Raw genomic sequence first — 12,142 nt, 5'->3', positions numbered from 1 at the left:
TTCCTCTAAAATGATAAAACATGGGAAACCCAACACAACTGGAACGTTATAAAAAGCTAATTCTCTATATAGAAGAAAGATTTAAAAATGAAATCAGTAAAAAAGATATAGAAGACGTATCGTTTTATTCGTATCGAAATATAAATAGAATATTTCTTGCGCTTCATCACGAAACTATTGGACAATATATAAAAAGGATAAAACTAGAAAAAGCTGCAGAATACTTAAAATTTTCATCCGAGAATATCTCTGATATCGCTTATGAAATTGGATATAGTGATATTGCTGCTTTTAGTAAAGCTTTTAAAAAGCAATTTAAATGCTCTCCTTCTTCTTTTCGGAATTCAACCAAAATCAAACAACACATTACTCAAAAAGCTATCTTTCCATTAGAAAATACTAAAGAACAAATTCTTACGTATGAAATCGAAGAAATCCCCGGTTTTGATATTTTATATTTAACCTATCAAGGGTCTTATGAAAATATTAATGGAATAGAGAAAACCTGGAAACAACTGATCTCATATGCGTCAAAACATAGTTTATTAAAAGATGAAACAATTATATTGGGAGAAATACTAGATGATGACGAAATCACCGATACTTTACATTGCCGATATAATGCTTGTATCATTCTAGAAAAAGAAATAGATTTTCCTCTAAAAGGGTTATTTAAAACCAAACATATACCCCGACAAAAATATGCTAAGTTTATACACAAAGGTAGTCACGAGAGTTCTGTAGACACCTATGATTTAATCTATGGGTACTGGATAACCGAAGTACAATTAGAGTTTGAAGACAAACCAACTTTAGAGTTTTATCTTAATGATGAGTCTGATACTCCAGAAAAAGAACTTCTTACCGAGATTTATATTCCTGTAAAATAATAATTGTCTGTATTGAACAATAACGTTTCGAAACTGCTCATCTAAATTTGTTAGCAAAAACAGAGTTCTATGCAAAAAAGAATTATCGGAATAGATGTAGCAAGAGCATTAGCTATCTTCGGAATGATTATCGTTAATTTTAAAATGGTCTTTGGAAATCATGGCAACCCTCTCTTGAATACCTTTTTAGGATTATTAGACGGAAAAGCAGCTGCAACCTTTGTGGTTCTGGCAGGTGTAGGAATTTCATTACTAACAAAAAGTGCAATACATCAGAATAATAAAGAAACGTTAAACAGAAACAAAAATAAACTTCTTAAAAGAGCTCTATTTCTTTTCTTAATTGGTATATCCTATTCAACAATCTGGCAAGCAGATATTTTACACTTTTATGCGATATATATGTTGCTAGCAATATTTTTAATAAAAAGTAGTCCAAAAACACTAGTATCAATAGCAGTAGGAATGATTATAGTATATCCTATACTTATGATGTTATGGAATTATGATAGCGGATGGGACTATACTAAAATGGAATATACAAATCTATGGACTGTAAAAGGTTTTTTTAAAAACCTTTTTTTTAACGGTTTCCATCCTGTTATTCCATGGAGTGCATTTATGATTATAGGAATGTGGTTTGGTAAAATGGAATTAAGTAATACTATAGTGGTCACAAAAGCATTGTGGATTAGTCTTACTGTATTTATTGTTGTACAGATACTATCCTATTTTTCTATTATATTCTTTTCTATGGGAAACCAAGAAATCATCACAGAATTAACCCCGATTCTTGGAACAGATCCTATGCCTCCATTACCTTTATACATGGTTTCTGGGAGTAGTATAGCCATATTTCTTATTTCTTTTTGTATTCTAATTTCAAAAAAATATGAGAATACCATTTTCATATATATATTAAAAAACACCGGACAACTTGCTTTAACTTTTTATATCGCACATGTTATAATAGGAATGGGATGTATAGAAATTGTTAATCCCGCAAGAATGGGAGAGTATACTATAAATTTTTCGTTTTTATACGCCTTGTTCTTTATTGTAATATGTCTCATTTTTTCAATGATTAATAAAAAACATGCAAAACATGGCCCCATTGAATGGATAATGCGAAAATTAACCGATTAAAGATCTATAGATTAAAAACATAAAGACCGTCTAAGTTTTATTAGACGGTCTTTATTATTGTTTGTTATAGATTAGTTTCCTAATTTATATCCTCACCTTTTTTAAGTTTTTCCAAATCACCATTAAGTCTTCCTTTAAATCGATCAGGAGCGTTACCTAGTGATGTATTTATTGCTTTTATAGCATTTTTATAATCTCCAGTTGCCGAATATGCTTTTGCTAATCCATAGTTAGATGGCCATGCACCTTTGCTATTTTTCACATTATCCTTTAAAATAACAAGTGCTTTATCTTTTTGCCCTAAGCTTATTAACCCTGTCCCTAATCTAAAAATCTGTGTAGTGCTTCCTAGTTTAGCCGCTTTATCCACAAAAGTCATAGCTTCACTTGTTTTTCCTTGCTTAGCCAAAATCTGTGACTTAAGAGATAGGTTAGCAAAAGTTTCTTTACTAAAAAAATTACCCGATATAGAGGCATTAACCCACTCTAATGCCTGATCTAACTCACCAGCATTAAAAGCATAATTTGCAGCATTATCCCAATTTGTCTGAGTAAAACCGGCAGAATTACGAAGATCATTTTTGATACCTGTCATGACCACATTTTTTACATCAACTTCGATCTTGAAAGGAATTTCTTTTTTCTCCCATCTCAATGCTGCTACAGCACTATTGGGTTCAACATTAGGAAATAAAAAAGTTAACATTTCGGTATGTGCAGTTTCTTTGGTTTTAACATCTACACGTAAAGCATCTTCCTTTTCATCATAAAAATAACTTCCCCAGGATGTCGAGTTGTTAGAAAATATAACTGTAGCCCCACCATCTTCTTTTAATGCAATATGAAGCCCGTAAGTACCTGCTTTAATATCTTTTCCTTCAATTTTAACATCGTGAGTAAACGTTATTATCGAATTGCTGTTAGCTCCTGCTCTCCAGGGTGCTGCTTTAGAAGTTCCAAACCCCAGGTTATTATATCCATAAGGAACTAGTTTTCCCCAGATTTCACGTTCCTTTACACTTGGTCTCCCATAATCAATGGTAATATTAGTAACCCCTACACGTTGCATTACCTGTGCACGTTGACTTCCTTCTGGAGTGGTAAGTTGCGCATTTGTTTGAATTGAGAGCAACATCATTGCGCTCACAATACAAGTTGTAATTAAGTTGAATTGTTTCATGACTGTTTTTTTTGATTAATTATTATCACTTAGAGAAATTAAATTTCTAACCTAAACAATGTAAGAGGTATATCTCAATCCTAATGTTACGGTAGTGTTAAACTCAAAAAGAAAGTCATAATTGATTGTTAAACCATGTTATTCTTTTAACAGCTGATTAACAAAGTCTTCAAAATCCTTTTTAAAATTTACATATTTCTGACCTGTAGCCGGGCCATTAAATCCTGTGTGTATTTTACGTACCTGCCCTTTTTTATCAATAAAAATAGTTGTAGGATATGACAATACATGGTTTAGCATTGGTAGTTTTTCTTGTGCTTTTTGTTTATCTGAAGTTCCATATTGCGCCAAAAGAATTGGGTAGGTCACTTTCAGTTTTTGTTGTAGTCGTTTTATAGATTTAAATGCTTTTTCTTCGGTCTTAGCATATTCAAAAGCTAATGCTACAAATTCGGCTCCATTGTTTTTGTGCTTATTCTGATACTCTACATAATATTTGGTTTCATCCATACAGTTTGGGCACCACGTCCCCATAATTTGTACGATTACCACTTTATCTTTAAACCGATCATCTTTAAGCGAAATTTGATTTCCTTCAACATCAGGAAAATTAAATTCTAATGTATCATATCCTTCTTTCAGAAAAGTTAATGAATCTTCAGAAGGTAATTTAAAGTTTTCATTTCTTTTAGCTACAAAAGGTTCTTTCCAATGATTACCCGAATAAAAGTGACCATTTAATGTGCTATCTGTTACCTGTGCAGTAAATAAGAAAGCATGAGCTCCGTCAAAAGTTGATAATTGTAATTGGTCTTTATTTAAAACACCTTCTAAATAACGATAGTCTCCTGTAGTTGTTCTAAATGTACCCGTAACAATATTTCCATTTTGTTTAAAAGTACCTTTAGCAATATACCTGTCTTCTTCATTGTCTTTACTAAAAACTGTTTCCCAATTTCCCGTAATATCATAATTCGATTTTGAAACAATTTCAAATCGATCCTGCTCTCCATATTTTGCTGCAAAAGGTACTACTCTATCAAGGCTTTTTTTAATAAAGCTTCCAGAAATTGTCATAGAATCTATAAATCGACCAGCAATATACCCCTCAAAAACAGGAAGCTTAATTAGTATAGAATCTTTATTAATTATAACTTCATCAACATCAATTGTTTCTTCGGCATTAAAAATTCTTAAGGTCTGATCATCCATTACCTCGATCAGAAAAGGAAGTTTTTTATTGTCCTGAACTTCTAGTGTTGCTTTCCATGGGCCACTTTTAAACTCAACCAAATCAGATGGTTTATCTTTCTTACAAGAAGAAAAAATAGTGGTAACAAGTAGAATAAGTATGGCTGTTTTTCTCATTATTTGATAGTATAAAAAGTCCGGAAAGTTACTCAAAACTTACCGGACGATTCTCTTTTTATAATTTTATTAAGTTTTTATTGCTCCTTTGCATATAATTTCTCTAATTTTTCTTTTCCTTCTTTCATCTTTTCTTTTCCATTTTTTATTGATTTCTCTAAGGCTTTTAGCTTTTCTTCAGCTTTAGTGATTTTAGTTTCTTTTTCTGCAATTTCTTCTGGAGTTAAAGCTTCTTCTCCTTCTTTTTCCTTTGCTTTTGCTAGACGCTCTTTTGCAGCTTCGATTTTTGCTTTACCTCTGGTAATTCTTTCTTCATTCTTTTTTAATACTTCGCTACGTTCTTTTACCATGTCTTTAGCCTCTTCGGCTCTGGCCATTCCAAACTCTTTACCTGTTAATCCTTCTTTATTTTTTCCATATGCTTTCCCTTTTATTTTCTTTTCAGCTTTTTCTAAAGCTTTTTCGGCTTTTTCTTCTGCTTTTTCAGCCTTTTCAATAGCTTTATCCTTAGCTTCTTCTGCTTTCTCTTCTAGTTTTTCAACTTTTTCTTCGGCTTTCTCTCTAGCTTTCTCTGCCTTCTTTTGGGCTTTCTCTGCTTTTTTTTCTGCCTTTTCCTGAGTTTTTTCTTTTTTCTTAGCTATTTTTTCTTTTGCTTCTTGAGATTTTCCCTGAGCAATTATCACCTGATTCCCTAAAGTGAAAATCAAAACAAATACCAATATTAGTTTTATAAATTTCATGTTAGTTTTTTTTTAGTTAGTGTTAAAATGATTAAGGGTATGAAGGTTTATTACTAGAAGATCTTTTAAATATCATCCAAATCTTCTAAAGATTCTTCTAATTCTTCTACTTTGGTCTCAACTTCTTCAGAAACCTGATCTAATTCAGACTCAATTGCTTCTATTTTTTCTACAACAGCTTTGGTTTCTTCCTCTTCTTTTTTCTTATCTGTACAAGAAATAATTCCGAAAAGAAACATGATAGCAAATAACTTAATTCCTGTTTTCATAATATTAAAATTTGGTTAGAATAAAACTATTATAAATATACCACAATTTTGTTTATAGATATATTTACAACTATTTGTATCCTCTGCCCAATATATTATCTTTACCAACTGAATTTAGAAAGATCACAAATGAAGATTTCATATAACTGGCTGAAGCAATTTATTAATATCGATTGGGATGCAGAGAAAACAGGAGAACTCCTTACCGATCTAGGGTTAGAGGTAGAAGGAATAGAGTCCTATCAAAGTGTAAAAGGAGGATTAGAAGGTGTTGTTATAGGGCAAGTTCTTAATTGCGAAAAACATCCAAATGCAGATAAGCTTAAAATTACCAGAGTAGACTTAGGTAATGGCGAACCGGTTCAGATTGTTTGTGGTGCTCCTAATGTTGCTGCGGGGCAAAAAGTCCCTGTTGCTACTATTGGCACAAAACTTTATAATGATAAAGGTGAAGAATGGGTTATAAAAAAAGGAAAAATAAGAGGTGAAGAAAGCCATGGTATGATCTGTGCTGAAGATGAATTAGGGCTAGGAAAAAGTCATGACGGGATTATGGTCTTAAGTACTGATATCACCGTAGGAACTAAAGCTGCAGATATATTTGATATTGAAAATGATTCTGTGTTTGAAATTGGATTGACTCCTAATCGTGCAGACGCAATGAGTCATTGGGGTACTGCACGTGATCTCAAAGCAGGATTGCTACAAAAAGACCTTAATTTAGAACTTATTACTCCTTCGGTAAGTAATTTCAGAGTAGAAAACAGGCTAAATAAAATTGATATCGAAGTCAAAAATAATGAGATGGCACCCAGATATTGCGGTGTAACGATTTCTGATATTAAAGTAGGAGAATCTCCTGCCTGGTTACAACATAGACTAAAAGCGATAGGAATTACTCCGAAAAATAATGTTGTAGATGTTACCAACTATGTTTTACATGAGTTAGGACAACCTTTACACGCATTTGACGCACACTATATTGAAGGGAATAAAATTGAAGTAAAAACTGTTGATGCCGGTACCAAATTTACAACTCTAGATGAAGTAGAAAGAGAATTACATCAAGAAGACCTTATGATCTGTGATGCTGTAAAACCTCTTTGTATTGCTGGTGTATTTGGAGGAATAAACTCTGGTGTTACAGAAAGAACAACATCAATTTTCTTAGAAAGTGCTTACTTTAATCCTATTAGTATTCGTAAAACCGCAAAACGGCATGGTTTAAACACAGATGCTTCTTTTAGATTTGAAAGGGGTATTGATCCAAATATCACCGAATACGCATTGAAAAGAGCTGCTCTATTAATACAAGAGCTTGCAGGAGGTAATGTTTCTAGTGAAATCATGGATTTATATCCTAAAAAGATTGAAGATTTCCAGGTGATTTTATCTTTTGAAAATACTACAAAGTTAATTGGTGAAGAAATACCTCAAGATACTATTAAAAGGATTCTCACTTCATTAGATATTAAAATTAATAGCGTAACCGAGACAGGAATAGGTCTTACCATTCCGGCGTACAGAAATGATGTACAAAGAGAAGTTGATGTAATAGAAGAAATTCTTAGAGTATATGGGTATAATACTATTGGTTTTACTCAAAAATTAAATGCTTCGATATCAAATATTGATAGGTTCTCTGATCATAATGTGCAAAACACCATATCAAATCAACTTGTTGGTCTGGGATTTCATGAGATGTTAGCCAACTCACTTACCTCTCCTGATTATATTGTCTTGAGTGAACAGCTCAAAAATGAGAATAACGTAGAAATGCTAAATCCACTAAGTAATGATTTGGCAGTAATGAGGCAATCCATGTTATTTTCGGGATTAGAAGCTGTATCATATAATAGTAATAGAAAACGATCAGATCTTAAATTGTTTGAGTTTGGAAAAACATATCATAACTATGAAGATAAAAGAATAGAGAATAAACATCTAAGTATTATTATTTCTGGAAGTAGGTCTAAAGAAACCTGGACTGCAAGTCCGCAAACAAGTGATTTCTTTTACTTAAAAGGAATAGTATTCTCTATTTTAGAACGTTTAGGACTTACAAGATTAAAAACATCTCCTATAAAGAATGATGTTTTTACTGAAGGGCTTTCTTTAAGTATTGGTAAAGCACAATTAGTAGATTTTGGAATACTAAAAAAACCGGTACTTAAACATTTCTCTATTTCCCAGGAAGTATTGTATGCAGATTTTAACTGGGATGTTATTTTAGAATATGCAAAACATAATAAACTAAAGTATAAAGATATTCCAAAATTTCCTGAAGTGCGTCGTGATTTTGCTTTGTTACTAGACGATTCTATAAAGTTTGAAGAAATTCATACTATCGCCAAGCAAACCGAGAAACAAATTCTAAAAGATGTAAACTTATTTGACGTGTACCAAGGTAAAAACCTTCCTAAAGGAAAAAAATCGTATGCCGTAAGTTTCATTCTACAGGACGATAATAAGACACTTACCGATAAACAAATCGATAAGATCATGAACAAATTACAGTACAATTTTGAAAATAAATTAGGCGCCGAACTTAGATAAGTAACAGTGTCAAATTTAAGATACTAACCTAAAATACCATTTAAAATATATCATAAAAAAAACCGGAATGTACATTCCGGTTTTTTTTATGATATATAATTTGAAAGCTTTTATTACTAGTTGCCTCCTTCTAAGGCTTTAAGTCTGTCTTTCATTTCGCCAGCCTTAGGATCATCTAACTGATAAAATATATTCATCAATGTACGAATAGCTTCTACATTATCAGGATTACTTTTTAGAGCTCCTTCAAGATAAGGAACAGCTGTTTTATATAATTCTGATCTCTTTTTTGTAAGCTCATCATACTTTCTATTATCACTTGAGGATGTTCCTAAACTATTCATTTCATCTACAATCTTAGTTTCTCCACTTAAAATTATAGAAGCAATATTGATTTGGGCAGCAGTATAATCTGGTTTTAGCTCTAAAGCTTTCTTATAGTAACCTAATGCTTGATCATTATCACCGAGACGAGATGCACTAACTCCTAAATTATATAGTAAATCTGGATTTTCAGGATCGTTAGCTACGATCTGTTCCATAATTTCTTTATACTTAGCAATATTTCCTAATTTATAGTATACATCAGCTTCTGCTTGCTTTAATGCAGAATCTTCTGGGTTCTCTTTTTTAGCATCTTCAATAGCTGCTATTGCTTCTTCATCTTTTCCTTGACTCATATAGATCAAAGCAATATTTTTTGCGATCTCTCCTTTTCTGGATTCAGAAGTTTTAGTTTCTGGCTTAATGTATTCTCCAGTTTTTACAGAAAGGTCTCTTATTTGTTTAGATTCAAAAACATCAACCTTACCTGTTTCTTTATGAGTTGCAACAAATTCCTTCTTTACCCCACTAAAACCAAGACTTTTTAATTCCTTATAGTATTTTAAAGCAGTATCATAATCTTTATCATTAACAGCATTACTAGCTGCATAATATAAATATGTTGTATCAGCTTTATTGGTAGTATATCCTAAATAAAGTTTTTCTGATGCTCCTTTATAGTTTTTTGCATTCTGATCTTTAATTGCGTTTTCAATTAAAGATTGGCGTAACAATTGTAATTTCTGAGTAGCATCAACAGTATATTTAGATCCTCCTGTGGCTTTTTCAATTTCGATTGTTTTATTATAAGCATTCGCTGCACTTTCAATTTTCTCTAAAGATTCACTTGCAGAAGAAGCTACAACTTGTCCTTTAAAAAAATAATACTGTGCTTTCATTTTATCATCTGCAGCATCCAACAGTCCTTCTGCAGCTTGTAATGCTTCTGTCGCTATATCCATATTACCAGATTTTAAGGCTTTTGCTGCTGCCTTTAATGCCGGTTTCATTGTGGTTTTCTTTTGAGCAAATCCAAAAGCACCAATAGCTAAGAATAGTACTACGATAAATTTAGTTTTCATTACTTGAGTTTTTTTAAAATGGGATTTAATTATTGTTTTGTTTCATTATCAATATTCGTGCCATCTGAAGCGTTATCAGCATCAGTTGTAGAAGAATCAACATCTTCTATATCTTCGTCCTGATCTATATCATCTTCGTCGTGCATAACTTTTGCTACTGCAGCAATAGAATCTTTACCTTTTAAATTAATAAGACGTACACCTTGTGTTGCGCGTCCCATCACACGTAAATCTTCTACGGCAAGTCGAATAGCAATTCCTGATTTATTTATAATCATAAGATCATCTAAATCGGTAACATTCTTAATTGCCACTAGAGATCCTGTTTTATCAGTAACAGAAATGGTTTTAACACCTTTTCCTCCTCTATTTGTTATTCTATAATCTTCTAATTTAGAACGTTTTCCATAACCATTTTCTGAAACTACTAAGATATTACTTTCCATTTCATTAACAGCTACCATACCAATTACTTCATCTTTATCATCGGCAAGTCTGATTCCTCTTACTCCCGAAGCTCCACGTCCCATTGGTCTGGTTTTTTCTTCTTCAAATCGAATTGCTTTACCCGATTTTACTGCTAACATTACCTGGCTTTTACCATCGGTTAATTTCGCTTCGAGAAGCTCATCATTATCCTTTATAGTAATAGCATTAATACCATTTGTTCTCGGTCTGGAATATTGCTCTAAAGATGTCTTTTTGACCTGACCTTTTTTCGTTGCCATAATGACATAGTGTGAATTAATGTACTCTTCATCTTTAAGATCCTGAGTACAGATAAAAGCTTTCACTTTATCATCACTATGTATATTAATTAGATTTTGAATAGCTCTTCCTTTAGAAGTTTTACTTCCTTCAGGAATTTCATATACTCTCATCCAAAAACATTTTCCTTTCTGAGTAAAGAACAGCATATACTGATGATTGGTTCCCACAAATAAATGTTCAAGAAAATCCTCATTACGTGTTGTACTTCCTTTTTGCCCTACTCCTCCTCTATTTTGTTTCTTATATTCATTAAGAGAAGTTCGTTTTATATATCCTGCATGTGAAATCGTAATGACTACTTTTTCATCCGGGATCATATCTTCTATACTCAGATCTCCTCCTGCGTACTCTATTTGAGAGCGGCGTTCATCACCGTATTTTTCTTTTACTTCTATCAGTTCGTCCTTAATGATTTGCATCCTACGCTCCTTCTTCTCCAAAATATCCTTAAGGTCTTCGATCGTTTTCATCAATTCTTCATACTCGGCACGTAATTTATCTTGTTCAAGACCTGTTAACTGTCTTAAACGCATTTCTACAATTGCCTTGGCCTGTATTTCAGAAAGTTTGAAACGCTTTATTAATTTTTCGCGCGCCTCATCTGCATTTGCAGAAGAACGAATTAAAGCAATCACTTCATCAATATTATCAGAAGCTATGATTAAACCTTCAAGAATATGGGCTCTTTCTTCAGCTTTTTTCAATTCATACTTTGTACGACGAACAACAACTTCATGTCTATGTTCTACAAAATAATGAATCATCTCTTTTACATTCAATAACTGTGGTCTTCCATTAACCAGTGCAATATTATTTACACTAAAAGAAGATTGTAAAGCTGTATATTTATATAAAAGGTTTAGTACTATATTAGGTATTGCATCACGTTTTAGAACATATACGACACGCATACCTTTTCTATCAGACTCATCACGTATTGTTGCAATCCCATCAATTTTCTTATCATTAACAAGGTCAGCAGTTTTTTTAATCATGTCTGCTTTATTCACCTGATAAGGAATTTCACTAACAATAATACATTCTCTACCGTTTACCTCTTCAAAACTGGCTTTAGCTCGTATAACGACTCTTCCTCTACCTGTTTTAAAAGCTTCTCTAACACCATCATAACCATAAATTGTTCCTCCTGTAGGAAAATCCGGAGCTTTAATGTATTGTATTAACTCATCAATTTCGATATCATTATTATCGATATATGCAATAGTACCATCAACAACTTCACTTAAATTATGAGGAGGCATATTTGTTGCCATACCTACTGCAATCCCTGAAGCTCCATTTATTAATAATCCCGGAACTCTTGTTGGCAGAACTGTTGGTTCTTGTAAAGTGTCATCAAAATTAAATGTATGGTCTACAGTATCTTTTTCGATATCTGCCAGCATATCCTCGGATATCTTTCGCATTCTTGCTTCTGTATAACGCATAGCCGCAGGGCTATCACCATCTACAGAACCAAAGTTACCTTGGCCATCAACTAACATATATCTCAAACTCCACTCTTGTGCCATACGAACCATCGTATCATATACAGATGTATCACCATGTGGGTGATATTTACCAAGAACTTCTCCTACAATTCTTGCAGATTTCTTGTGGGCACTACTTGCTTTAACACCCAGTTCATACATACCGTATAAAACACGTCTATGCACGGGCTTAAGACCATCCCTAACATCAGGAAGTGCACGAGATACAATAACAGACATTGAATAATCAATGTATGCCGATTTCATCTCATCTTCTATATTGATAGGTATAAGCTTTTCTCCATCAGCCATAAAAAATTATTTTA

General features: G+C 32.6%; 9 protein-coding genes. 3 read left to right on the top strand and 6 right to left on the bottom strand.

All coding sequences use genetic code 11. The features are described from left to right. Window positions 1-20: 20 nt before the first annotated feature. Together Z053_RS0123805 and Z053_RS0123800 are read left to right on the top strand one after the other, a co-directional pair. On the top strand, window positions 21-890 hold the full coding sequence (locus Z053_RS0123805; protein ID WP_025667474.1) for an AraC family transcriptional regulator: 870 nt from the start codon (window positions 21-23) through the stop codon (window positions 888-890). A 69-nt stretch (window positions 891-959) separates the two neighbouring features. Continuing rightward, window positions 960-2,036: a DUF418 domain-containing protein gene (locus tag Z053_RS0123800; RefSeq protein WP_025667473.1), complete on the top strand. Its 1,077-nt coding sequence runs from the start codon at window positions 960-962 to the stop codon at window positions 2,034-2,036. 79 nt (window positions 2,037-2,115) lie between these two features. On the opposite strand, the gene Z053_RS0123795 is transcribed toward Z053_RS0123800, so the two are convergent. The 4 genes from Z053_RS0123795 to Z053_RS0123780 all read right to left on the bottom strand — a co-directional run bounded on the left by Z053_RS0123795 (window position 2,116) and on the right by Z053_RS0123780 (window position 5,593). Beyond that, window positions 2,116-3,216: a DUF2911 domain-containing protein gene (locus tag Z053_RS0123795; RefSeq protein WP_025667472.1), complete on the bottom strand. Its 1,101-nt coding sequence runs from the start codon at window positions 3,214-3,216 to the stop codon at window positions 2,116-2,118. A gap of 138 nt (window positions 3,217-3,354) precedes the next feature. Continuing rightward, window positions 3,355-4,584 carry a peroxiredoxin family protein gene (locus Z053_RS0123790; RefSeq protein WP_025667471.1) on the bottom strand — a complete coding sequence of 410 codons (1,230 nt, stop codon included), beginning with the start codon at window positions 4,582-4,584 and terminating at the stop codon, window positions 3,355-3,357. Window positions 4,585-4,661: 77 nt separating this feature from the next. Then, window positions 4,662-5,324, bottom strand: coding sequence for a hypothetical protein (locus tag Z053_RS31170; protein WP_025667470.1), 663 nt, complete (start codon window positions 5,322-5,324; stop codon window positions 4,662-4,664). Window positions 5,325-5,389: 65 nt separating this feature from the next. Then, entirely contained in the window at window positions 5,390-5,593 is a 204-nt protein-coding gene (locus Z053_RS0123780; RefSeq protein WP_025667469.1) for a hypothetical protein, read from the bottom strand. A 129-nt stretch (window positions 5,594-5,722) separates the two neighbouring features. Between Z053_RS0123780 and pheT the strand changes: the two genes are divergently transcribed. After that, the gene (gene pheT, locus Z053_RS0123775; protein WP_025667468.1) at window positions 5,723-8,149 is read left to right on the top strand and encodes a phenylalanine--tRNA ligase subunit beta; all 2,427 of its coding nucleotides are present in this window, start codon (window positions 5,723-5,725) and stop codon (window positions 8,147-8,149) included. Between the two features lie 116 nt (window positions 8,150-8,265). On the opposite strand, the gene Z053_RS0123770 is transcribed toward pheT, so the two are convergent. Beyond that, a complete protein-coding gene (locus Z053_RS0123770; protein WP_025667467.1) occupies window positions 8,266-9,555 on the bottom strand; it encodes a tetratricopeptide repeat protein in 1,290 nt (429 codons plus the stop codon). Window positions 9,556-9,584: 29 nt separating this feature from the next. Beyond that, the gene (gyrA, locus tag Z053_RS0123765; RefSeq protein WP_025667465.1) at window positions 9,585-12,128 is read right to left on the bottom strand and encodes a DNA gyrase subunit A; all 2,544 of its coding nucleotides are present in this window, start codon (window positions 12,126-12,128) and stop codon (window positions 9,585-9,587) included. Between the last annotated feature and the right edge of the window lie 14 nt (window positions 12,129-12,142).

This window comes from Aquimarina megaterium XH134 (assembly GCF_000520975.1).
Classification (GTDB): domain Bacteria; phylum Bacteroidota; class Bacteroidia; order Flavobacteriales; family Flavobacteriaceae; genus Aquimarina; species Aquimarina megaterium.
This window is presented reverse-complemented; position numbering and strand designations above follow the sequence as displayed.

What these genes read in the sequence shown, in the direction of transcription:
- Z053_RS0123805 (WP_025667474.1), top strand. Translation starts at nt 21, where the DNA reads ATGGGAAACCCAACACAACTGGAACGTTATAAAAAGCTAATTCTCTAT.
- Z053_RS0123800 (WP_025667473.1), top strand. Translation starts at nt 960, where the DNA reads ATGCAAAAAAGAATTATCGGAATAGATGTAGCAAGAGCATTAGCTATC.
- Z053_RS0123795 (WP_025667472.1), bottom strand. Translation starts at nt 3,216, where the DNA reads ATGAAACAATTCAACTTAATTACAACTTGTATTGTGAGCGCAATGATG.
- Z053_RS0123790 (WP_025667471.1), bottom strand. Translation starts at nt 4,584, where the DNA reads ATGAGAAAAACAGCCATACTTATTCTACTTGTTACCACTATTTTTTCT.
- Z053_RS31170 (WP_025667470.1), bottom strand. Translation starts at nt 5,324, where the DNA reads ATGAAATTTATAAAACTAATATTGGTATTTGTTTTGATTTTCACTTTA.
- Z053_RS0123780 (WP_025667469.1), bottom strand. Translation starts at nt 5,593, where the DNA reads ATGAAAACAGGAATTAAGTTATTTGCTATCATGTTTCTTTTCGGAATT.
- pheT (WP_025667468.1), top strand. Translation starts at nt 5,723, where the DNA reads ATGAAGATTTCATATAACTGGCTGAAGCAATTTATTAATATCGATTGG.
- Z053_RS0123770 (WP_025667467.1), bottom strand. Translation starts at nt 9,555, where the DNA reads ATGAAAACTAAATTTATCGTAGTACTATTCTTAGCTATTGGTGCTTTT.
- gyrA (WP_025667465.1), bottom strand. Translation starts at nt 12,128, where the DNA reads ATGGCTGATGGAGAAAAGCTTATACCTATCAATATAGAAGATGAGATG.